25 protein-coding genes are annotated in these 22,079 nt (G+C 62.6%); 16 read left to right on the top strand and 9 right to left on the bottom strand.

Annotated elements, in window-relative coordinates; all coding sequences use genetic code 11:
- Nucleotides 1-14: 14 nt before the first annotated feature.
- The 4 genes from D2N39_RS15130 to dnaQ are packed head-to-tail and all read left to right on the top strand — an operon-like array spanning nucleotide 15 to nucleotide 2,731.
- Nucleotides 15-614, top strand: a complete 600-nt coding sequence (locus tag D2N39_RS15130; protein WP_119135619.1) for a Maf family protein — start codon at nucleotides 15-17, stop codon at nucleotides 612-614.
- Nucleotides 611-1,450: a shikimate dehydrogenase gene (locus tag D2N39_RS15125; RefSeq protein WP_119135618.1), complete on the top strand. Its 840-nt coding sequence runs from the start codon at nucleotides 611-613 to the stop codon at nucleotides 1,448-1,450. Before D2N39_RS15130 ends, D2N39_RS15125 begins: the two co-directional genes overlap by 4 nt.
- Entirely contained in the window at nucleotides 1,447-2,040 is a 594-nt protein-coding gene (coaE, locus tag D2N39_RS15120; protein ID WP_119135617.1) for a dephospho-CoA kinase, read from the top strand. Before D2N39_RS15125 ends, coaE begins: the two co-directional genes overlap by 4 nt.
- Nucleotides 2,033-2,731 (top strand): DNA polymerase III subunit epsilon, encoded by a 699-nt coding sequence (gene dnaQ, locus D2N39_RS15115; protein WP_119135616.1) that lies wholly within the window; start codon nucleotides 2,033-2,035, stop codon nucleotides 2,729-2,731. The genes coaE and dnaQ overlap by 8 nt, the downstream gene beginning before the upstream one ends.
- Here the strand turns inward: dnaQ and secB are convergent, their stop codons facing one another.
- Entirely contained in the window at nucleotides 2,732-3,250 is a 519-nt protein-coding gene (secB, locus tag D2N39_RS15110; protein WP_119135615.1) for a protein-export chaperone SecB, read from the bottom strand.
- A 73-nt stretch (nucleotides 3,251-3,323) separates the two neighbouring features.
- Complete coding sequence (locus D2N39_RS15105) at nucleotides 3,324-3,797, bottom strand: FxsA family protein (RefSeq protein ID WP_119135718.1); 474 nt, start codon at nucleotides 3,795-3,797, stop codon at nucleotides 3,324-3,326.
- 121 nt (nucleotides 3,798-3,918) lie between these two features.
- Here D2N39_RS15105 and D2N39_RS15100 point away from each other — a divergent pair, with 121 nt between their 5' ends.
- The 3 genes from D2N39_RS15100 to D2N39_RS15090 are packed head-to-tail and all read left to right on the top strand — an operon-like array spanning nucleotide 3,919 to nucleotide 6,218.
- Nucleotides 3,919-4,584: a Tim44/TimA family putative adaptor protein gene (locus D2N39_RS15100; RefSeq protein WP_119135614.1), complete on the top strand. Its 666-nt coding sequence runs from the start codon at nucleotides 3,919-3,921 to the stop codon at nucleotides 4,582-4,584.
- Nucleotides 4,584-5,612 (top strand): murein transglycosylase A, encoded by a 1,029-nt coding sequence (gene mltA, locus D2N39_RS15095; protein ID WP_119135613.1) that lies wholly within the window; start codon nucleotides 4,584-4,586, stop codon nucleotides 5,610-5,612. The genes D2N39_RS15100 and mltA overlap by 1 nt, the downstream gene beginning before the upstream one ends.
- A 3-nt stretch (nucleotides 5,613-5,615) precedes the next feature.
- Complete coding sequence (locus D2N39_RS15090; protein WP_119135612.1) at nucleotides 5,616-6,218, top strand: Smr/MutS family protein; 603 nt, start codon at nucleotides 5,616-5,618, stop codon at nucleotides 6,216-6,218.
- On the opposite strand, the gene D2N39_RS15085 is transcribed toward D2N39_RS15090, so the two are convergent.
- The gene (locus D2N39_RS15085) at nucleotides 6,215-7,339 is read right to left on the bottom strand and encodes an alpha/beta hydrolase (RefSeq protein WP_119135611.1); all 1,125 of its coding nucleotides are present in this window, start codon (nucleotides 7,337-7,339) and stop codon (nucleotides 6,215-6,217) included. The two genes, D2N39_RS15090 and D2N39_RS15085, sit on opposite strands and share 4 nt — an antisense overlap.
- 57 nt (nucleotides 7,340-7,396) lie before the next feature.
- Nucleotides 7,397-8,695: an ATP-dependent protease ATPase subunit HslU gene (gene hslU, locus D2N39_RS15080; RefSeq protein ID WP_119135610.1), complete on the bottom strand. Its 1,299-nt coding sequence runs from the start codon at nucleotides 8,693-8,695 to the stop codon at nucleotides 7,397-7,399.
- A gap of 124 nt (nucleotides 8,696-8,819) precedes the next feature.
- Here hslU and D2N39_RS15075 point away from each other — a divergent pair, with 124 nt between their 5' ends.
- Entirely contained in the window at nucleotides 8,820-9,404 is a 585-nt protein-coding gene (locus D2N39_RS15075) for a WYL domain-containing protein (RefSeq protein WP_158589850.1), read from the top strand.
- A 3-nt stretch (nucleotides 9,405-9,407) separates the two neighbouring features.
- Here D2N39_RS15075 and hslV read toward each other — a convergent pair whose 3' ends face one another.
- Nucleotides 9,408-9,965: an ATP-dependent protease subunit HslV gene (gene hslV, locus D2N39_RS15070; RefSeq protein WP_119135608.1), complete on the bottom strand. Its 558-nt coding sequence runs from the start codon at nucleotides 9,963-9,965 to the stop codon at nucleotides 9,408-9,410.
- 122 nt (nucleotides 9,966-10,087) lie between these two features.
- On the opposite strand from hslV, the gene D2N39_RS15065 reads away from it, so the two are divergent.
- Nucleotides 10,088-11,074 carry a glycosyltransferase gene (locus D2N39_RS15065; protein ID WP_119135607.1) on the top strand — a complete coding sequence of 329 codons (987 nt, stop codon included), beginning with the start codon at nucleotides 10,088-10,090 and terminating at the stop codon, nucleotides 11,072-11,074.
- On the opposite strand, the gene nagA is transcribed toward D2N39_RS15065, so the two are convergent.
- From nagA to D2N39_RS15045, 4 genes are read right to left on the bottom strand one after another with little or no spacing between them, the layout of a single operon-like run.
- A complete protein-coding gene (nagA, locus tag D2N39_RS15060; protein WP_119135606.1) occupies nucleotides 11,071-12,198 on the bottom strand; it encodes an N-acetylglucosamine-6-phosphate deacetylase in 1,128 nt (375 codons plus the stop codon). The two genes, D2N39_RS15065 and nagA, sit on opposite strands and share 4 nt — an antisense overlap.
- A complete protein-coding gene (locus D2N39_RS15055; RefSeq protein ID WP_119135605.1) occupies nucleotides 12,198-13,223 on the bottom strand; it encodes an SIS domain-containing protein in 1,026 nt (341 codons plus the stop codon). The genes nagA and D2N39_RS15055 overlap by 1 nt, the downstream gene beginning before the upstream one ends.
- Nucleotides 13,220-13,990 (bottom strand): GntR family transcriptional regulator, encoded by a 771-nt coding sequence (locus D2N39_RS15050; protein ID WP_119135604.1) that lies wholly within the window; start codon nucleotides 13,988-13,990, stop codon nucleotides 13,220-13,222. Before D2N39_RS15050 ends, D2N39_RS15055 begins: the two co-directional genes overlap by 4 nt.
- On the bottom strand, nucleotides 13,990-14,820 hold the full coding sequence (locus D2N39_RS15045; RefSeq protein ID WP_119135603.1) for a BadF/BadG/BcrA/BcrD ATPase family protein: 831 nt from the start codon (nucleotides 14,818-14,820) through the stop codon (nucleotides 13,990-13,992). Before D2N39_RS15045 ends, D2N39_RS15050 begins: the two co-directional genes overlap by 1 nt.
- A gap of 153 nt (nucleotides 14,821-14,973) precedes the next feature.
- Here D2N39_RS15045 and D2N39_RS15040 point away from each other — a divergent pair, with 153 nt between their 5' ends.
- The 7 genes from D2N39_RS15040 to D2N39_RS23690 all read left to right on the top strand — a co-directional run.
- Nucleotides 14,974-15,858 carry an N-acetylmuramic acid 6-phosphate etherase gene (locus tag D2N39_RS15040; RefSeq protein WP_119135602.1) on the top strand — a complete coding sequence of 295 codons (885 nt, stop codon included), beginning with the start codon at nucleotides 14,974-14,976 and terminating at the stop codon, nucleotides 15,856-15,858.
- A gap of 42 nt (nucleotides 15,859-15,900) precedes the next feature.
- On the top strand, nucleotides 15,901-17,151 hold the full coding sequence (locus tag D2N39_RS15035) for an ABC transporter substrate-binding protein (RefSeq protein ID WP_407645580.1): 1,251 nt from the start codon (nucleotides 15,901-15,903) through the stop codon (nucleotides 17,149-17,151).
- Nucleotides 17,152-17,239: 88 nt separating this feature from the next.
- On the top strand, nucleotides 17,240-18,160 hold the full coding sequence (locus tag D2N39_RS15030; RefSeq protein ID WP_119135600.1) for a carbohydrate ABC transporter permease: 921 nt from the start codon (nucleotides 17,240-17,242) through the stop codon (nucleotides 18,158-18,160).
- Nucleotides 18,161-18,170: 10 nt separating this feature from the next.
- On the top strand, nucleotides 18,171-19,010 hold the full coding sequence (locus D2N39_RS15025) for a carbohydrate ABC transporter permease (RefSeq protein WP_119135599.1): 840 nt from the start codon (nucleotides 18,171-18,173) through the stop codon (nucleotides 19,008-19,010).
- Entirely contained in the window at nucleotides 19,007-20,029 is a 1,023-nt protein-coding gene (locus D2N39_RS15020; protein ID WP_199725264.1) for a Gfo/Idh/MocA family protein, read from the top strand. The genes D2N39_RS15025 and D2N39_RS15020 overlap by 4 nt, the downstream gene beginning before the upstream one ends.
- 11 nt (nucleotides 20,030-20,040) lie before the next feature.
- Nucleotides 20,041-21,039 (top strand): ABC transporter ATP-binding protein, encoded by a 999-nt coding sequence (locus tag D2N39_RS15015; protein ID WP_119135598.1) that lies wholly within the window; start codon nucleotides 20,041-20,043, stop codon nucleotides 21,037-21,039.
- A gap of 232 nt (nucleotides 21,040-21,271) precedes the next feature.
- A partial coding sequence (locus tag D2N39_RS23690) for a BapA/Bap/LapF family prefix-like domain-containing protein (protein WP_407645587.1) occupies nucleotides 21,272-22,079 on the top strand: 808 nt, incomplete at its 3' end.

Below are 22,079 nucleotides of genomic sequence, written 5' to 3'. Positions count from 1 at the left end.
AGACACGCCCCCAGATGTCGCGCCCCATTCTTCTTGCTTCTGCTTCCGAGACCCGTCTTGCGCTCTTGCGCAACGCAGGTATTGAAACATCTGCCCTGCCTGCCCGGATTGATGAAGAAGCCATCCGCGCCGCGCTGGAGGCGGAAGGTGCCCATCCGCAGGACATCGCTGATGCTTTGGCAGAGATGAAGGCGCGAAAGATCGCTGAACGTCACCCCGAGGCACTGGTGCTCGGTTGCGATCAGGTGCTGGAATTCGACCGCCGTGCCTGGGGCAAGCCAGAAACACCGGCAGTCGCGCGCGCGCAACTTCTTGCCATGCGCGGCCAGACCCACCGTCTGCTTTCCGCCATCGTGCTTTACGACAAGGGTGCGCCGATCTGGCGCCATATCGGTCGCGTCGAGCTGACAATGCGCTCCTTCTCGGACGCTTGGCTTGACGGCTACATTTCCCGCAATTGGGATAGTCTGCGCCACTCTGCCGGCGGCTATAAGCTGGAAGAAGAAGGCGTGCGGCTTTTCACCGACATCCGGGGCGATTACTTTACAGTCTTGGGGCTACCGCTTCTGCCGCTGCTGGCCTATCTGGAACTTCGGGGGTTCATCGAGACATGACAGACCATCCGCGCCTTCCGCTGGCCGGCGTGATCGGTTCGCCCATCGCGCACAGCCGCTCGCCCGCGCTGCATGGCTACTGGCTGCGGCGCTACGGGATCAAGGGTCACTACATTCCGATGGACATCGCACAAGCGGATCTGGCCGAGGCCCTGCGCCTGCTGCCGCGTCTTGGATTTGTCGGGCTGAACGTCACGATTCCGCATAAAGAGACCATTCTGGGCCTTGCCGATATCGTGACGGATCGCGCTGCCCTGATCGGAGCCGCAAATACGCTGATCTTCCGCAAGGATGGGCGTATCCATGCGGACAATACCGATGGTGCGGGCTTCATTGCCAATCTCCGGCAAAACGCACCCCAGTGGAATCCGGCTGCTGGTCCGGCCGTGGTTTTTGGTGCGGGCGGTGCCGCGCGTGCCGTCGTCGCGGCCCTGATCGAGGTTGGCGTTCCCGAAATCCGGCTTGCAAATCGCACCCGTCCCCGGGCCGAGGTCTTTCGCAGCGACTTTGGCGCCAAGGTCACGGTGCATGACTGGATTCAGGCCGGAAATATGCTGGAAGGTGCCACAACCGTGGTTAATACAACCTCGCTCGGCATGACCGGCAAGCCGGAGTTCCGCGTGCCCCTTGATGCGATGGAGCCCGGTGCCCTTGCCACGGATCTGGTCTACACGCCGCTCAGAACGCAATTCCTGATAGAGGCCGAGGCGGCGGGCGCTACCATTGTCGATGGTCTGGGGATGTTGCTGCATCAGGCGGCCCCCGGCTTCGAACGCTGGTTCGGTCACCGCCCCGAGGTTGACGAGGCGACCCGTCAGGCGGTGCTTTCGGCATGACCCTGTTTCGACTAGGTCTCACCGGATCCATCGGCATGGGAAAATCCACGACAGCCGGATTTTTCCGTGCCGCAGGTCTGCCGGTCTGGGATGCAGATGCGGCTGTGCATCGGCTTTACAGTGCAGGTGGTGCCGCCGTTGCGCCGATTGGCGCGCTGTTGCCCGATGCGGTAATCGGCGGCGCAGTTTCGCGTGACAGGTTGAAACAGGCGCTGGCGCGCGATGCGAAACTGCTGCCAAAGCTTGAACACATCGTGCACCCTTTGGTCGCGGCAGACCGCGAGGCATTTGCGGCCAAAACAGTCACTGATATTGCCGTTTTCGATATTCCCCTGCTGTTCGAAAAGGGCACCGAGACGGACATGGATGCCACGCTTCTTGTTACCGCTCCGGCTGCATTGCAGCGTGCCCGTGTGCTCGCCCGGCCCGGCATGACCGAGGCACAGTTTGCCCTCATCCTGTCACGCCAGATGCCCGACCGGGACAAACGCGCCCGTGCGACGCATATCATCGAAACACTCAGCCTGCCCTCGGTCGAATCCGGGGTGACTGCGCTGATCGCCTATATCCGGGGGACGCGTGATGCGTGAAATCGTTCTGGATACCGAAACCACGGGGTTTGAACCGTCAGAGGGACATCGCATCGTCGAGATCGGCGCCGTGGAACTGTTCAACCACCTTCCCACAGGCCGCACCTTTCACGTCTATCTGAACCCGGAACGCCCGATGCCGAAAGAGGCGTTCGAGGTTCATGGACTGGGCGATGATTTCCTGCGCGACAAGCCTCTGTTCCGGCAGGAAGCTCAGAATTTCCTCGATTTCGTGGGCGAGGCGAAACTGGTCATTCACAACGCTGCCTTCGACATGAAGTTCCTGAACTGGGAGTTGCGCGTCCATGGGTTTCCGCAACTTCCGAATAATCAGGCCATCGACACGCTGATGATTGCGCGGTCGAAATTTCCCGGTTCTCCGGCGTCGCTGGATGCGCTGTGCCGTCGCTTTGGCATCGACAATTCAATGCGCGAAAAACATGGCGCATTGCTGGACAGTGAAATTCTGGCAGAGGTCTATCTGGAACTGATCGGGGGTCGGCAACCTGATCTTGTGCTTGCACCCGTCAGCACGGCGCCGCGCAAGGATGCGGTTCAGCAGGATAGCACCTGGCGTCCGCGTCCGCGCCCCGCTCCCCTTGCCCCACGGATCACCGCTGGGGAAGCCGCCGCCCACGAAGCCTTTGTGGCCAAGCTGGGCGACGGCGCGATCTGGCTCAAGCGCGGCTGATTACTGAACCGGCGTCGCTTCGGCGGTTTGCGCTTGCGCACGGCGCGCCAGTTCCTGACGATAGAGCGCCAGATAATCCACGGCGTCGATGTTCAGCGGCGGGAAGCCACCGTCGCGCGTGATGTCCGAGATGATGCGGCGCACGAAAGGGAACAGCAGGCGCGGGCATTCGATCAGCAGGAAAGGATGAAGCTGCTCGTCCGGCACACCCTCCACATGGAAGATCCCGCCGTAATCCAGCTCCAGCAGGAACAAGGTATCACCATTGGCCTTGTTTTTCGAAGTTACCCGGAACTTGTGCGTCACCTCATACTGGTGATCCGCCGGGCGTTTGCGCGCATCAAGGCTGACCGCCACCTGCACGTCGGGCTGCACATCGCCACCCTGAAGTCCTTTTTGCGCCACGACATTTTCGAAAGACATGTCACGAATGAACTGGGCAAGCACGCTCATCCGCACCTGCGAACCGGCATTCTGCGCTTCGCCCTGGCCCTGGGTTTCGCCATTGGCTTCGGTCATTGCAAATCTCCTGTTGGAACGGCCCTCCCGGCCGTCTTGATCCTGCCCTTCCTAACACCGGGGGAGACGCGCCTCAATCCTGCGTCCAGCCGGAACGGCGTCCAGGCTGCGGTCCGGGCGGTGTATCGGGGTCCAGTTCCACGAAATCGGCGTCGATCACGACGCCATGCCGGTGTGTATCGTGCATCGGAGGGCGCCGCACCTGCACCCGACGACCGACCATTGAGATGATCATATGCCGGATGGGCGGCAGCAGCAGCAGTAACCCCAGCGTATCGCCCAGAAAGCCGGGCAGGATCAGAAGAACCGCGGCGATCATCACCAGACCATGCTGTGCCATCGGCGACAGCGGGTCACCGATCCCGTTCATTGCCTGTCGCAAATCCAGTGCCATCCGGCGCCCTTGCAGCCGCAGCAGCGCAGAGCCCAGCACCGCCGTGCCAAGGATCACCAGCAATGACAAGCCAAGGCCCAGCCAGCCACCCACCGTGATGAACAGCGCGATTTCGATCAGCGTCAGCACAAGGATCGGGCCAAACAGCCGCATCTTCCAATCTCCCGTCAGGAACTTCATGGTGTGAAGGTAGACTTGTCCACACCCCTTCCCTACATAAGGGCGGAGGGGCCATGTTACCAACCCCAGCCATCAACCGACCTGCCGAGGCCATATGAACAACGCGCTGATCCAACTTCTTGTCCTTGCCGGGATCGCGGTCTTCCTGATTCTCAAACTGCGCAGCGTTCTGGGGACGCGCGAGGGTTTCGAGAAACCGCCCCTGCCGCCCGAGGATGCCCGGCCCGGCCCGGTTCAGCAGCGCAAATTCGATGTCATCGAAGGTGGCCCGGATCGTGACATTACCGATCATGTGGCCGAGGGTAGCCCGTCCGCTGCAGCCCTTTCTGCGATGAAGCAGGCAGAACCGTCGTTTTCCGTGAATACCTTTCTGCAAGGTGCGCGCGGCGCCTATGAGATGATCCTGATGGCCTTCGAGCGGGGCGATCTTTCGCAGGTCAAGGCGTTCCTGTCGCCGGAGGTCTACGAAAGCTTCGCCTCGGCTGTTCGCGCCCGCGAGGAACAGGGCCTGACGGTAGAAGCGAGTTTCGTGGGTCTGCGCGAACTGGCTTTGCACGATGCGACCTTTGATCAGGCCACGCGCGAGGGCGAGGTGACCGTGCGCTTTGTGGGCGAACTGACTTCGGTGGTGCGCAACAAGGCTGGCGAGGTGATCGAGGGCAGCCCGACCGAGGTAAAGCGCCAACGCGACGTCTGGACCTTTGCACGCCGTATGGGCGCGGCCGATCCAAACTGGCAATTGGTTGCGACCGGGGAGTGATGGGTGCCGCTCGCGCCATCCTGCTTGCGGCAGCGCTTGCCGTTGGTGCGGCGATGAGCGCGCAGGCGCAGATCCTGTCGTTCCACGATCTTGACGGTTGGGAAGAGGATGACCAGCGCGCCGCCCTGAAGGTGTTTCAGGACAGTTGTGATCTGCTGAAAGAGCCTGAATGGGGACCGATCTGCAAATTTGCAGCGCAGGCGGGGGAAAGCCCGGCTTCGGCCCGGAAATTTTTCGAACTGTTCTTCCGCCCCCTGCTCATCGGCACGCCCCCCGCCTTGTTCACGGGTTATTATGAACCGGAATTGCGCGGTTCGCTGACGCGTTCCCCGCGCTATGCTTGGCCGATCTATGCGCGCCCGCCCGAGTTGCGGGATGGTATGCAATACCACAGCCGCGCCGTGATTGAGGGCGGCGCCCTGCGTGGCAGAGGGTTGGAACTGGCCTGGCTGGAAGACCCGGTCGAGGTATTCTTCCTTCAAATTCAAGGATCTGGCCGTATCCGGCTGCCCGATGGGCGGGTAATGCGGGTTGGATATGCAGGCAAGAACGGCCATCCCTACAGGTCTGTCGGAAAGGAACTGATCCGCCGGGGCACCCATACGCCCGATCAGGTTTCTGCGCAGGCGATCCGGTCATGGGTGCGGTCCAACCCCGGCACCGGCATGAACCTGCTGGAAACCAACCCCTCTTACGTCTTCTTTCGTCGCCTGCCGGATCTGCCGCCTGAGAAAGGACCGATTGGCGCCATGGGCCGGTCGATTACCGGAATGCGGTCTGTGGCGGTCGATCCCGCGCATAATCCCCTGGGCGCGCCGATCTGGATTGAAAAAGCGGGCCGCAACCCGCTGCACCGGCTGATGGTGGCACAGGATACCGGCGGTGCGATCAAGGGCGCGCAGCGGGCTGATATCTTCTTCGGCACTGGCGATGCGGCGGGTGATGCGGCGGGCACGGTGAAGGATGGCGGGCGCATGGTTGTGCTCTTGCCCATCGACCTTGCCTATGCGCTTTATCCCGAGGGCTGAGCCATGGCGCGCCGTCGCAACCTTCGCCCGGAAGATCACGAGCTCTGGCAGGCCGTCGCCCGCACCGCGCGGCCGATGCACGGCTCCAGCCACCTGCCGCCGACCGATGACGCCCCTGTCCCGCCGCTGCACCGCCCCGAAGTGCAGTCTACCCCGCCCGAACCGGGCCTGAACCGTTTCCGCATCGGCGAGCGCAGCAAGACCGAGGCGCGGTACGATCTGCAACCGGCCCTGCCTGACCGGCTGGCGGCGCAGCCGGTGCAGATGGATCTGAAACAGCATGGGCGCATGATCCGCGGCAAACTGGTGCCCGAGGCACGGATTGACCTGCACGGCATGACGGTTTCCGAAGCTCACCCCGAGTTGATCCGCTTCGTGATGAACAGCTGGTCGCAGGGGCTGCGTCTGGTGCTGGTGATTACGGGCAAGGGCAAGCAGGGCCCAGACTTTGGCCCGATCCCGCAGCGCTATGGCGTATTGAAACATCAGGTGCCGCATTGGCTGCGCCTGCCGCCGCTGGGGCCATGCGTGCTTCAGGTGACCGAGGCGCATCTGAAGCACGGGGGTGCAGGGGCCTATTACGTTTATCTGCGCCGCGGTCGCTAGTTCGCCAACTCCTCGGCCACCGCTCCGACCGGGCTCAGCACGATCTGGGTTGCGCTTTGCACGGTCAGCACCACGCCGGGTAACAGGCCAACCTTGCCGCGCTGGTCCGATCCGAAGGCCGCGTCCACGTCGCCGATCCGGTTCATCAACTGGATCAGCGCGGGGCTGTCACCAAGGTTGAAGTGGCCCGTCCCTTCCGAAAACGCCTCGGTATCAAGGAAGGTGACTTTCAGATCCGCGACCCGCGAAATATCGCGCAGGTTGCCCAGCCGCTCGGGTGCGCCTGTGAGCTTGGCTGAAATGTTCAGCAATGTATCTCGATCCGATCCGAAGATCAGGAAGGGTTGCGGCAGGGCGCCATAGGCGCGCGCCTGCATGCGAAACAGATCAACGTCAATGTCAGGTGAAATAAGGATCACGCCGGAAATCCGGCGCATCAGATCTGTATTTCGCCGGATCGAGACCTGCCGAAGCGTTTCCATCGTCAGCGCCGATCCCATGGAATGCGCGACAAGAACGATCCGTTCCGCCCCGGCATCGGCCGCTTGATCCAGCAATTCTTCCAGACCGTCGCGCGCGAACATCGCGGAGTCGCGGTCCGCAACATAGCCCAGCGGGTTCCCGGCCGAGGGCCAGGAATAGTGCAGCGTCACGCCTGGCATGTTCAGATCATGGCTGAGCTGTGCGATCCGATACAACCCCTCGGCAAAAGTGTTATTGAAACCATGCACATAGACCACAGCATCCCGTTTGCCGCGCGGCAGCTTCTGTAGGGTTGCCACCAGATCCTTGCGGAAGGCGGCGACATCGGGCTGGATGCGCTGTTCTGTCGTCAGAAAATCGGTTGACGGGTCGGGCTTGCCGCCGCGCCTTGGGAAGGTGATCGTGCCCAGTTTGCGTTCCGGTGGCACCGAAATCTCGAACCGGGCAAAATGCTCTTGTTCGGAGCGTTGCTTGCCGAAAGTGCCGGTTTCGGGGTCGATCTGCCGCGTTGTGGCAACGAAAATTTCCTCGACGGCACCAACCTGTGCGGCCGCCGGATCCAGCATGATGGCGCCACGCGGCGAACAGGCGACGATCAGTGTCAGCGCGAAACCAAGGACTATACGATGGACGGGCACCGGGAACCTCCTGCTACGCCCAAGGCATTGCCGATTTGGCCGGGCAGGCCAAGGGGGTCAGAGGACGTAGCGGCTCAGATCGGCGGATTTCGCCAGCGCACCGACATTCTGTTCCACGAAGGCATCATTTATGACGACCGTTTCACCGCTCCGGTCGGGCGCGGTGAAGGACAGATCCTCAAACACCCTTTCCAGAATGGTATAAAGCCGCCGCGCGCCGATATTCTCGACGCTGCGGTTCACATCTGCGGCGATACGGGCCAATGCCGCGATGCCGTCTTCGGTGAAGCTGACGGTGACCGCTTCGGTTGCCATCAGCGCGGAATACTGTCGGGTCAGCGCATTGTCCGTCTCGGTAAGGATGCGAACAAAATCGCCTTCGGTCAGGGCCTGCAACTCGACCCTGATTGGCAGACGACCCTGCAATTCCGGCAACAAATCCGAAGGCTTCGCCACATGGAACGCCCCCGAGGCGATGAACAGGATGTGGTCGGTCTTGACCGGCCCGTATTTGGTGGAAACGGTGGTTCCCTCGATCAGCGGCAGCAGATCGCGCTGCACGCCCTCGCGGCTTACATCGGCGCCACGGGCATCGGCGCGGGCGCAGATCTTGTCGATCTCGTCCAGAAAGACGATGCCGTTTTCCTGCACGGCTTCCAGAGCGGTGGTCTTGACTGCCTCGTCGTCCAGCAGCTTGTCGGCTTCCTGCCCCAGCAGGATGTCATAGCTGTCGGCGACGGTCATCTTCTTGCGCGTGGTGCGGCCGCCGAATGCCTTGAACAGGTCTTGCAACCCCTGCATCTGCATTTCCATGCCATTGCCGCCGCCCATCATCATCGGGAAAGGCGCGCTGTCGGCCACATCCAGTTCGATCATGGTCTGATCCAGTTCGCCGGACTTGAGCTTCTTGCGAAACATCTCGCGTGTCTGTTCGCGGGCATCCTTGCCGGCGATGGCCTCGATCACCCGGTCCTCGGCGGCTTTCAGGGCGCGGGCTTTCACATCATCGCGCATCCGTTCGCGCGTTTCGATCATCGCCGCATCGACCAGATCACGGATGATGCTGTCAACATCACGGCCGACATAGCCGACTTCGGTGAACTTCGTGGCCTCGACTTTCAGGAATGGCGCGCGCGCCAGCTTCGCCAGGCGGCGGCTGATCTCGGTTTTGCCGACGCCGGTCGGGCCGATCATCAGGATGTTCTTGGGGTAAACCTCGTCGCGCAGGTCATCGCCCAGCTGCTTGCGCCGCCAGCGGTTGCGCAGCGCCACGGCGACGGCGCGCTTGGCATCGGCCTGCCCGATGATGAAACGGTCAAGTTCCGAGACAATCTCGCGCGGGGTGAGGTTGGTCATGGCTGGCCTCCTGTCGCCTACGCGCATCACTTAAAGCCGCAGATGCCGCGTTTCAAGCAATGCGCTTTGGGATCGGATGGTTTGCATGCATCCTGCAAGGCTTATTTTGTTGATGGAGAGTGCCATGCGACCCGCCCTTCTGCTGACCCGCCGTGCGCTGGCATCCGGTCTGATGACCGGTGCTGCTGCCGGAGTCATGCCAGCACGGGCGGTTGCGGCGCCGATGATCGACCCCGATCTGCGCGAAGCGGCGCTGCGGGGCCTCGCACTTGCTGCACATCGCGGTGACCCGGTCGAGGCGGCCTCGGCCGAGGCCGCCATTGCCCGACTGGCACAAACCGATCCCGAAGCCGGCTTTCTGGCGCGGCTTTACAAGGCGCTGGATGTGCGCCCGGCCGCCTATTACCACGAAGATATGCCAGCCGCCGCAACCAAGGATCTGGCGCTGCTGCACAAGGCGATCCTTGCCTGCCAACCGGTTGTCTTCGGCTATACCGACCTGTCGGATCAGAAGTCCGAACGCCGGGTGCTGCCCTTGGCGTTGGTGCACCCGCCGCAGGGGGTCAAGCTGCTGGCCTGGTGCGAAAAGGCCGAAGGCTATCGGCAGTTCTTCATCCGTGCCATGACCGGCTTGACCGCTCAGCCCGGAGATTTTGCGGATCATCGCATGGCGCTGTTGCAGGGGCTGGTGGAAAAGGAAGGCGCCTGAGCGTCAGGCGCCGATCCGCTCTACCGTCAGATTCCCGTTTGTATAGACGCAGATGTCCGCCGCGATGGCCATGGCCTTGCGGGCGATGGTCTCGGCGTCGAAATCGGTCTGCATCAGCCCGCGCGCGGCGGCGAGCGCGAAGTTGCCGCCCGATCCGATGGCGGCGATGTCATGTTCCGGCTCCAGCACGTCGCCCGCGCCAGTGATGACGAACAGGTCCGCACCGTCGGTCACGATCAGCATCGCCTCCAGATTGCGAAGGTATTTGTCCATCCGCCAGTCCTTAGCCAGATCGACGCAGGCGCGGGCAAGCTGGCCCGGCGCGATTTCCAGCTTCTTTTCCAGCCGTTCCAGCAGGGTGAAGGCATCGGCGGTCGATCCGGCGAAACCGCAGACCACGTCACGTCCACCGGGCGAGAGCCTGCGCACCTTGCGCGCGGTGCCCTTGATGACGGTCTGGCCAAGGCTCACCTGCCCGTCACCCGCCACAACCACCTCCCCACCGCGTCGCACCGCCAGAATGGTGGTTCCGTGCCAGCCTGGAAATTTGTCGTCTGCCATAGCGCATCCTCCTGCGGGCAATATGGCGCCGTGCCGGGGTGGCCACAACCCCGGCACGGCGCTGCAAGTCTTTACATCCGGGCGATCTATGGTAGTGGCAGGCAAACGCCCCGCGCGCGGAGATGTATCAGTTGAACGTGGAAAGCCGGAAACCGGACAACAGTCTGTGTGCTGTTGTGGTGACCTTCAACCGATTTTCCCAGATCACAAAAACGGTGGAGCGGCTGCTGGCCGAGCCGCTGGATCGGCTGATCGTCGTGGACAATGGCTCGACCGATGGCACGCGCGAATGGCTGGTGGACCGCGGGGATGCGCGGCTGGACGTTCTTGAAATGGCGGAAAATCTGGGTGGCGCGGGCGGCTTTGAGGCTGGTCTGCGCCATGCGGTTGCCGCATACGATCCCGACTGGATCGTCGTGATGGATGATGATGCGCGCCCGGTTTCTGGCGCACTGGAAGCCTTTCGCGCGTCGGACACAACCGGATGGGATGCCGTCGCGGCGGCGGTTTATTATCCTGACGGTCGGGTTTGCGGCATGAACCGGCCGGTGCTGAACCCGTTCTGGCATCCGTCCATCTTTCTGCGCACTGTCGCGGGCGGTGGGCGTGCTGCCTTTCATCTGACCGATACGGATTATGAAAAGGACGGGCCGCTCCCGGTGGATGGCGGGTCCTTCGTCGGCCTCTTCCTGTCGCGCCGGGCGATCGGTCTTGCCGGTTTCCCCGACGGGCGGCTGTTCGTCTATGCCGAGGATGGGCTTTATTCCATGGCGATCAGCCGGGCGGGCGGGCGGATCGGGTTCTTTCCTGGCATCCGGTTCGAGCATGACTGTTCGACGATTTCCGCCAAGGGCCAGTTCACCCCGGTCTGGAAGACATACTTCTATCACCGCAACCTGCTTCTGCTTTACAAGCAGGCGGCTGGTCTATGGTTCTGGCCTGCGCTTGCGGTCGTGCTGCCGAAATGGTTGCTGCGTGGCATGGCGCAGGGTGAAAACCGTCGCACATTCCTGCGCCTGCTGGGCTGGGCGGTGCGCGACGGGTTGACCGGCCGTGTTGGCTGGCGGCTGGATGACCTGCTGGCCGAGATGCGTCGGCGCGGCGTCTAAAGCCAGGCGCCGCCGTGACAGGTGGCCGTCAGGCTGCCGTCCGGGCCAAGCAGCACAAGATCTGCCCCGCGCCCCGGCGCAATCGCGCCATAACGGTCTTTCAGACCCAGCAGTCTTGCCGGTTCTGCGCTGGCCATGCGAAAGGCCCGTTCGGGCGGGATACCGACATCGCGGATCAAGACCCGAATGGCATCGGCCAGCGTAAGATCGGCCCCGGCAAGCGTTCCATCCTCCAGCGTCAGCCGCCCGTCCCGCCGCAGCACACGGCGCCCGTTCAGCAGCATTTCCGTCGCATCCGTGCCCGCGAAGGCCATGCAATCGGTCACAAGGAAAATTCCCTCGTGCCGTGCCGCCAGCGCCATGCGCATCACCGCGGGATGGACATGGATGCCATCGGCAATCAGCCCCGCGAATACGTCACCATCAAGGATCGCCCCGGCCAGTCCCGGCGCGCGATTGCCGATCTGGCTCATGGCGTTGAACAGATGCGTGGCGCAATGCGCCCCGGTGGCAAAGCCCGCGCGCGCGGTATCATAGCTGCAATCGCTGTGGCCAAGGCTGACGACGGCGCCCGCCTTTGCCAGCGTTGCAATCTGGTCTGCCGTCGCACTTTCTGGTGCCAGCGTTACCATCAGCGCCGGTAGCCGCCGGGCGGCATCACAGAGCCGCGCGAGGTCTTGTGCTTCCATTGGCCGGATCAGCGCGGGGTCATGGGCGCCCTTGCGGCGCGGGTCCAGATGCGGACCTTCCAGATGCAGGCCGAGAAAGCCGGGCACCTGCGCCTCTGCCGCTGCGATGCCCGCAGCGATCACGCGCGCCGTAGTTTCGGCAGTATCGGTGATCAGCGTGGGCAATACCCCCGCAGTTCCCAGCCGCAGATGCGCGTCGCATACCTTTCGCAGCCCTTCGAGCGTGGTTTCCGTACCGACAAGATGCCCGCCGCCACCGTTGACCTGAAGGTCCAGAAACGCGGGTGCGATGGTTCCTTCTACATGCCGTGCATCTGAGGCTGCTTCGCCTGCCGGAATCAGTGCGGTGATCTGCCCGCCCTCGATCACCAGAGCGGTATCGTCCTGAAAGTTCTGGCCATCGAAGATCCGTGCACCCTTCAGAACCTGCCGCATCACACCGTCTCCGTCACCTTGCGCAGATGCGGCGGGGTGTCGGGGTCAAAGCCGCGCCGACGGGCCAGACCTTCGACAAAAGCATAGAACCCGGCAATCAGCACCAGAGGCGCCACCAGCGGATGCAGGCCACCGACCGAGGGCAACGTGGTTGCCCCCTCTACCTCGGCGCCGGTCACGAAGACATCGGCGCCTTGCGATGCGAGCCGTGCGGCGGTCGCCGTCAGTTGCGGCAGAGCGGCGTCATCGACCCCCAGCGCCAGCACCGGAAACTGTGCCTGCACGATGGCGGCGGGCCCGTGCAGCACCTCGGCCGCGCTGTAGGCCTCGGCATGGATACCCGAGGTTTCCTTGAACTTCAGCGCTGCTTCGCTGGCGACGGCGAAACCCGGCCCCCGGCCGAGCACGAAGGCCGAATTGGCCCGCGCCAGCCGCGCCGACAGTGGCGACCAGTCCAGCGCCACGGCCCGCGCCAGTGCCTCGGGCAGACTGGCGACCGCCGCGCGCAGCGCATCATCCTCGCGCCATTCCGCAAGCAGGGCCAGCCCGGCCAGCACACTGGTCACGAAGGTCTTGGTGGCGGCCACACTTCTCTCTTCGCCCGCTTGCAAAGGCAGACAATGCGCGGAAACCTGCGCCATCGGGCTGTCATCATGGTTGGTGATCGCGATGGACAGGCCGCCGCCCTCGCCCGCCGCGCGCATCATTTCCACGATGTCGGGGCTGCGGCCGGACTGCGAAATACCGATACAGGCGGCCTGCCGCAGCTTCAGCGGACGACGATAGATCGAGGCGACCGATGGCCCGACAGAGGCGACAGGCACACCTGCCTCCAGTTCGATCGCATATTTCAGATAGGTTGCGGCATGGTCGGACGACCCGCGCGCGACCGTGGCAACAAGCAGCGGATCGGTGCGCCGCAGGGCTGCCGCTGCGGCAAGGATGGCACCGTGCGACTTGTCCAGAAACCGGGCGGCCGCTTCAGGGATCTCGGCCACTTCGCGGGCCATGTGGCTGTCGGTCATTCGGTTTTCCTTTCGCCCTCGGGGGCAAGTTTCAGTTCCACGGCGAAGTCATAGGCATCGCCGCGATAAAGCGAGCGGGTGAATTCCACCACCTTGCCAGAGGGCAGATAGGAAATCCGTTCGATCCGCAGCCCGGCAACCCCGGCAGTCACGCCCAGAAGTTCCGCATCGCGCGGGGTCACATTCACAGCGGAAATTCGTTGCACGGCGCGCACCGGACGCAGGCCGCGGGCCTGTAATTCTGCATAGAGCGAGGTCGTCACCCGCTCCGGTTCGGGCAGGATTGCCTGCGGCAGCGAGGCGCGTTCGATGGCCAGCGGCAGGCCGTCGCTGCTGCGCACCCGTTCCAGCCGGGCCACACGTTCATCGGCCGCGAGACCCAGAGCCATGACCTCTTCTGGCGAGGGGTTGTGCAGCGCGCGCGATAGCCAGCGCGATTCCGAATTCAGCCCGCGTCGCCGCATATCCTCGGTAAATGATGTCAGCAGCGACAGCGCCTGTTCCAGTTTCTCGACTTTTGGCGCGACGAAAGTGCCAGAACCGCGCCGCTGAACCAGTTGGCCCGAAGCGACCAGCGCCTCCACGCCCTTGCGCACTGTGACGCGGGACAGGCCGGTCATGGCCGCCATCTCGCGTTCGGCGGGCAGGCTGTCACCCGGCTTCAGGCGACCCGAGGCGATGGCCTCGGCAATCCGGCGATGCAACTGCACATAGAGCGGCCCGGCGCCGGTATCGTCAAACCCCTCGGGAGAAAACAGGTGATCCATCACGCCTCCTCCAGCGCCAGCCGCACCGCCCCGTCCAGACCCGAGCCGATTGGTGTGCGGATTTCCCACAGATCCCGCAGGCGGTCCGCATAGAACGGACCCAACCCGCCCAGGAATACCAGCGGCAGGCTGTCGCCCGCCTGAAGAATGCGCATGAGATCGCGCAATTCGGTTACGGCGGCGTCGAACAACCGCCGCGCCGCAGGATCATCACCCTGCACGATACGCGGGGCAAAAGCCGCAAACTCGGCGGGGCTGGCGCGGAACCCAAAGGTGATGATGCCTTCGACCCCGCCAAGTTCGTCCAGAACTTCGGCAAGAAGCGGCGTCATTTCCGCAAACCCGTCATCGGCGCGCAGGGCTTCGGCCAACAGGGCACGGCCCAGAACCGCGCCGCTGCCCTGATCGCCCAGAACGAAACCGCGTCCGCCGAACTGACGCATGATGCCATTGCGCTGCACCGCGAAAACCGAACCCGTCCCCATGGCCGCGACGATCCCGTCAGACCCACCCAGCGCTCCGCGTGCTGCGGTCACCGCATCTGTGACGATGCGTATGCGCGCAAATGGCAGCATCTGCCGCAGTTGTGCGACCGCCATGCTGACATTGGCGCCGGCGAGGCCCAGCACTGCCACCAGATCCGTTTCCGGAATGTCGTGGCCGGTCAATGCCATTCGGGTTGCGGCCATGACATTGGCGAAAGTGCCCGCGACATCGCTGTTCACATTCGCAGGCCCGGCTGTGCCGAACCCCAGAATGGCACCGGACGCATCTGCCAGTGCCGCGCGGCATCCGGTGCCGCCACCATCGATTCCCAGAAAGACGACCATGCTCTCCCCCGTTGAAAATAACATACCAAAACAATACCAAATGAAAAGAGGAAAGTTATAATAGAGAGAAAACAAGGGTATATGCATATACAGAAGATTATTCTTTACAATTGGTATTGGTTTGGCATTATCTTGGTGCAAGGGAGGAATCACATGGCCACTGGCAGCACCGAAGCACGACACCCGGCATCCGAGGGGCTGCACAAGCGTCCCGGCGGCGAGGTGCTTTCCCTTCTGCTGGAGGCGCAGATTGCTGCTCTTTCCACGATACGCCCCGCTCTTGTGGCGCTGGAGGCGGTTGCCGATGCGGGGGCCAGGGCGCTGCGCGGCGGAGGCAGGCTTGGTTATGGCGGGGCCGGAAGCTCTGGCTTGATGGCGCTGGCCGACTGTCTGGAGCTTGCGGGCACATTTGGCCTGCCGCCCGACCGTACGCCCATGATGTTTGCAGGGGGCGCTGCTGCCCTCTTGCACATGACCGGCGCGGTAGAGGATGACCCGGCGCTTGCGCTTGCCGATCTTGAGGTGGCCCGGCTGGGTCGAGGCGATGCATTGATCGTCCTGTCAGCCTCGGGAACTACGCCCTATGCCCTGACGTTGGCCGATGCGGCGCGGGCCCGTGGGGTGACAGTGGCCGGCTTTGCCAATGTCGCGGGTTCCGCCCTTCTGGGAATGGCGGACCTGCCGGTCCTGCTGGAAACCGGGGCCGAGGTTGTTTCCGGTTCGACCCGAATGGGCGCGGGCACGGCGCAGAAGGTCGCGCTGAACATGGTATCCGTGTTGATCGGCTTGCGCCTTGGCCATGTTCATGACGGCTACATGGTGAATGTGGCTGCCGACAATGCAAAGCTTATCGACCGCGCCGCCCGGATCGTCTGTGCGGTTTCCCGTGTCACGCGGGCCGAAGCCGAAACTGCGCTGTCACAGACGGGTGGGGCGGTGAAGCCTGCCATCCTCGTGGCCCGAGGCTACAGCCCGGAAAGTGCCCATGCCGCCCTTGAATGGGCCGACGGACATCTGGGCGTTATTCTTGAAAAATAAAGATCACCGGGCCGGAAAAGGCCCGCAAACAGGGAGACGATGATGAAGAAAACCATGCGTTTCGCGCTGCTGGCAAGCACCGTGCTTGCCAGTGCCGCGCAGGCCGAGGATGTCACGCTGACCATCGAAAGCTGGCGCAACGATGATCTGTCGATCTGGCAGGACACCATCATTCCGGCGTTCGAGGCCGCAAATCCCGGCATCAAGGTGGTCTTTGCCCCTTCGGCGCCAGCGGAATACAATGCCGTTCTGAACTCGAAGCTGGATGCCGGTTCGGCGGGCGACCTGATCACCTGCCGCCCCTTCGACGCCTCGCTGGAGCTTTACAACAAGGGCCAGCTTGCCGACCTGTCGGGACTCGCCTCGATGGCGAATTTCTCGGATGTGGCGAAGTCTGCCTGGCAAACGGATGACGGCGCCGCCACCTTCTGCGTGCCGATGGCGAGCGTGATCCACGGCTTCATCTTCAATGCCGATGCCTTCGCCGAACTGGGCATCGAAGTGCCCAAGACCGAGGCCGAATTCTTTGCCGCGCTCGACAAGATCAAGGCGGATGGCACCTATATCCCGATGGCCATGGGCACCAATGACCAGTGGGAAGCCGCGACCATGGGCTATCAGAACATCGGTCCGAACTACTGGAAGGGTGAGGAGGGCCGCAAAGCGCTGATCGCAGGCACCCAGAAGCTGACCGACGAAGCCTGGGTTGCGCCCTATCGTCAACTGGCGAAATGGAAGGATTATCTGGGTGACGGGTTCGAGGCGCAGACCTACCCGGACAGCCAGAACCTGTTCACGCTGGGCCGCGCGGCGATCTACCCGGCCGGGTCGTGGGAAATCTCGGGCTTCAATGCACAGGCCGGGTTCAAGATGGGGGCCTTCCCGCCGCCGGTGCCGGCTGTCGGGGATGATTGCTATATCTCGGATCATACCGACATCGCGCTGGGCATGAATGCGAAGACCGCCCATCCCGATGCGGCGAAAGTGTTCCTCGACTGGGTGGGCTCGCCCGAGTTCGCGACGCTTTACGCCAATGCCCTGCCCGGCTTCTTCTCGCTGAATTCGACCCCGGTGGAGATGGAAGACCCGCTGGCCAAGGAATTCGTGGGCTGGCGCGAGACCTGCAAGCCGACGATCCGGTCCACCTATCAGATCCTGTCGCGCGGCACGCCCAACCTTGAGAACGAGACCTGGAATGCCAGTGCCAATGTGATCAAGGGCACCGAAACGCCGGAAGATGCCGCCAAGCGACTTCAGGATGGGCTTGCCAGCTGGTACGCGCCGCAGAAGTAAGCGCGCGCATCGTGGATGGGTCCGGGGGGGGCTGTCTGCCCCCCCCGGACCCCCCGAGAGTATTTTTCAAGAAGCAAAGGGGACGAAGATGGCGCAGCGGAAGCATGTTCGCTGGCATATCGCGGTATTTCTGGCGCCTGCGGTGCTGGTGTATACGGCGCTGATGATCGTGCCCTTGTTCGGCACGCTGAACCTGTCGCTGTTCAATCTTGACGAAACCAAGACGCGGGTTTTCGCGGGATTGGCGAATTTTGCCACGCTGTTTGGTGATCCACGCTGGTCGGGGGCGTTCTGGAACGCGCTGGCGAACAACGCTTGGTTCTTCGTGGTGCATATGCTGGTGCAGAACCCGGTGGGGATCTTGCTGGCGGCGCTGCTGTCTTCGCCCCGGTTGCGGTTCTCGGCCTTCTATCGCACGGCGATCTTCATTCCGACGATCCTGAGCTTCGTGATCGTGGGCTTCGTGTGGAAGCTGATCCTGTCACCGATCTGGGGGATCGCGCCGGGAATGCTGGATGCGGTGGGGCTGAAGAGCCTGTTCGCGCCCTGGCTGGGGAAAGAGGAATATGCGCTGACAACACTGGCGCTGATTTCGGTCTGGCAGTTTGTGGGTATCCCGATGATGCTGATCTATGCGGCGCTGCTGTCGATCCCGGACGAGGTGATCGAGGCGGCAGAGATGGACGGCGTGACTGGCTGGTCGCAGTTCTGGAAGATCAAGCTGCCGCTGATCCTGCCCTCCATCGGCATCATCTCGATCCTGACCTTTGTCGGCAACTTCAACGCATTTGACCTGATCTATGTGGCGCAGGGCGCGCTGGCGGGGCCGAATTTTGCCACCGACATTCTGGGGACGTTCCTCTATCGCACCTTCTTCGGGTTCCAGTTGCAACTAGGCGACCCGCATATGGGGGCGACGATTGCGACGGCGATGTTCGGAATCATTCTTGTCGGCGTCTGCTTCTATCTGTTCGCCATCCAGACGCGGCTGCGCCGCTACCAGTTCTGAGGGGACCATCATGAGCCAGGCCCGCCAATCCATCGCCCGCACTTTCGGGGCCCATGCCATCCTGATCACCTATACGGTCATCGCGCTGTTCCCGGTCTTCGTGACCGTCATCAACAGCCTGAAATCCCGCAAGGCGATCTTTGCCGATCCGCTGGCCCTGCCCGGCCCCGCAACCTTCGATCTGGTCGGCTATCAGACTGTGCTGAAGCAGGGCGATTTCTTCCAGTATTTCCTGAACTCGATGACGGTGACGGTGGCGAGCCTGTTCTTCGTGCTGATGTTCGGCGCGATGGCGGCTTTCGCCCTGTCGGAATACAGGTTCCGCGGCAATATGCTGATGGGGTTGTATCTGGCGCTGGGCATCATGATCCCGATCCGGCTGGGCACCGTGGCCATCCTGCAAATGATGGTGGCAAGCGGGTTGGTGAATACGCTGACCGCGCTGATCCTTGTCTATACCGCGCAGGGCCTGCCGCTGGCGGTGTTTATTCTGTCGGAATTCATGCGCAACGTCTCCGCCGATCTGAAGAATGCGGGGCGGATCGACGGGTTGAACGAATATACCATCTTCTTCCGCCTGGTGCTGCCGCTGGTGCGGCCCGCCATGGCGACGGTGGCGGTATTCAGTCTGATTCCGATCTGGAATGACCTTTGGTTTCCGCTGATCCTTGCACCGTCCGAAGCAACCAAGACCATCACGCTGGGCAGCCAGGTGTTCATCGGGCAGTTCGTCACCAACTGGAACGCGGTGCTGGCGGCGCTGAGCCTCGCCATCGTGCCGGTGCTTGTTCTGTATCTGATCTTCTCGCGGCAGCTGATCCGCGGCATCACAGCGGGGGCAGTGAAATGATCCGGGTTCTTGTTGCCGGTCTTGGAAACATGGGGCAAAGCCACGCTCTTGCCTACCACAACGATCCTGCTTTCCAGATCGTCGGGCTGGTGAACCGCTCGGTGCCGGATCTGCCCGAGGCGTTGCGCAGCTACCCGCTGAGCCATGATTACGCCGCGGCGCTGAAGCGGCTGAAGCCCGATCTGGTTTGTGTCGCTACCTATTCCGATAGCCATGCCGATTACGCCGTGGCGGCGATGGAGGCGGGAGCGCATGTCTTTGTCGAAAAGCCGCTGGCGACGACGGTGGCCGATGCCGAACGAGTGGTGGCGACCGCCATGCGACTGAACCGCAAGCTGGTGGTGGGCTATATCCTGCGCCACCATCCAAGCTGGCAACGGCTGATCGCCGAGGCGCGCGATCTGGGCGGGCCCTATGTGTTCCGCCTGAACCTGAACCAGCAATCCTCCGGTCCGACATGGGAGGTGCACAAGGCGTTGATGCAGACCACGCCGCCCATCGTGGATTGCGGGGTGCATTATGTGGATGTGATGTGCCAGATCACGGATGCCGCGCCGGTGGAGGTGCGGGGGATGGGGTTGCGCCTGTCGGACGAGATCGCACCCGACACATATAACTACGGCCATTTTCAGGTGCTGTTCGCAGACGGGTCTTGCGGCTGGTATGAGGCTGGCTGGGGCCCGATGATGAGCGACACCGCCTTCTTCGTGAAGGATGTCGTCAGCCCGCGCGGTGCCGTTTCGATCCGTATGCCCGAAAGCGCACGGTCAGATGATATCGACACCCATACCAAGACCTCCACTCTGCGCATTCATCGCGTGGGGCAGGGGGATCATGATCTCAACATGACCGATGAACCCGGCCATCAGGCGCTTTGCAACCGCGAACAGGCGTTCGTTGCGCGGGCGATCCGCGAAGACCTCGACCTTGGCCGCCATATGACCGATGCCGTCCGGTCGCTCGCCATCTGCCTTGCCGCGGATGAAAGCGTGCGCACCGGCCATCCCGTGAAACTGTAAGGAACAGCCCCGTGGGAACGCTCAATCTGACCAAAGTGACCAAATCCTTCGGCGCGACCGATGTGATCAAGGGTGTCGATCTGACGGTGAACGACGGCGAATTCTGCGTCTTCGTCGGTCCGTCGGGCTGTGGCAAATCTACCCTGCTGCGGATGATCGCCGGGCTGGAGGATGTGAGTTCGGGCGATGTGATGATCGACGGGCAGCGCATAAATGATCTGGCGCCTGCCAAACGCGAGATTGCCATGGTGTTCCAGAGCTACGCGCTTTACCCGCATCTGACCGTGCGCGACAATATGGGGCTGGCGCTGAAACAGGCCGGTGTCGCAAAGGCCGAGATCGCGCAGGCGACTGGCAAGGCCGCGGCCATGCTGTCGCTGGATGCCTTGATGGACCGGCGCCCGTCCGAGCTTTCGGGCGGTCAGCGTCAGCGCGTTGCCATTGGCCGTGCCATCGTGCGGCGGCCCAAACTGTTCCTGTTCGACGAGCCACTGTCGAACCTTGATGCGGCACTGCGGGTGCAGACCCGGATCGAGATTGCGCGCCTGCACCGCGAGCTTGGCGCGACGATGATCTATGTGACCCATGATCAGGTCGAGGCGATGACGCTGGCGGATCGTATCGTGGTGCTGCGTGGAGGCCGGGTTGAACAGGTCGGCGCGCCCATGGAGTTGTATAACAACCCTGCCAATACTTTCGTTGCGGGCTTCATCGGGTCACCGCAGATGAACTTTCTGAAGGGCGGGGCATTGGGGCTGAGGGCCGAGAGTGTCGGTGTCCGGCCAGAGCATCTCACCCTGCTGCGTGGTTCGGGCAAGCTTGCGGCGAAAGTCAGCCATCTCGAAAAACTGGGCGGCGAAACTCTGGTTTATGTGCTCAATCCGACACACGGTCTTATCACCATCCGGCTTTTTGGCGAGCATGACTTCGCTGTGGGTGAAGAAATCTCGCTCAACTATGACGAGAATAAATTGTTCTTCTTCGATGAAAGCGGACAGCGGTTGTATTGATCGCTGTGCAATTGTCTATATCTGGTGTGGTCTAGTTTGGATCGCCTATTTGGCATGCGAAGCAACAAATGTGGCCATAATATGGGGAAATTGGAAGAAAATGCGGCATGAGCCGCGGTGCCCCCTAGAAATTGTGCCCGGTCCCGCGTATTGATGGACGTAATCGGACCCCGATAACGGGGCCATAACCCATCATCCGGTCATTAACCCGGATTTGAGGCGGAGCGGTAAAATGGTGCAGGCGATTAAGTTCGCCGTCCGCAATTCTGCGGGCGGTGTCGTGCAAGGCACGGCGGGCGGTGACGCAAGCAATTTCATTCAGGTAGGGTCCGGCGAACAGGTTTCGCTGCACCTCGCGCATTCCAGCGTTGTCGGATACGAGCGCAAGGGCGCCGATCTGATCGTCAAGCTGGTGGATGGTCAGACCATCGACCTTGCAGGGTTCTTCGATGCGGACCCTGGCCGGATCAACCGGCTTTACCTTTCGGCAGATGGCGAAGTCAGTGAAGTGCTGCTGCAAGACAGCGGTGCCAATGGCGTGATCTATGCCAGCTATGGCCCGGTTGATGCATGGAACAAGTTTTCCACCCTTGATGACATCCGTTTTGCGGAGGCGGACAATTATGCGGCCGCTGAAATGGTCAGCGACGAACCGGCGGGCATGGGCTTCCTTGCGCCGGGTCTGCTGGCGGGCGGCGGTCTTGGCGCCGGTGCGCTTGCGGCTGGTCTGGTTGGCGGTGCGGCCTTGCTGGGCGGCGGCGGCGACGGCAGCAGCGGTGGTGACGGCGACGGAGATGGCGACGGCGACGGCGACGGAGATGGTGACGGCGACGGCGACGGCGACGGAGATGGTGACGGCGACGGAGATGGAGATGGCGACGGCGACGGAGATGGTGACGGCGACGGAGATGGTGACGGCGACGGAGATGGTGACGGCGACGGCGACGGAGATGGTGACGGCGACGGCGACGGAGATGGTGACGGCGACGGCGACGGAGATGGTGACGGCGACGGCGACGGAGATGGTGACGGCGACGGCG

Origin of the sequence: Gemmobacter lutimaris, from assembly GCF_003570715.1 — a bacterium.
Taxonomy (GTDB): domain Bacteria; phylum Pseudomonadota; class Alphaproteobacteria; order Rhodobacterales; family Rhodobacteraceae; genus Gemmobacter; species Gemmobacter lutimaris.
The sequence above is the reverse complement of the archived record's forward strand: the minus strand, read 5'-3'. Positions and strand labels throughout refer to the sequence as shown.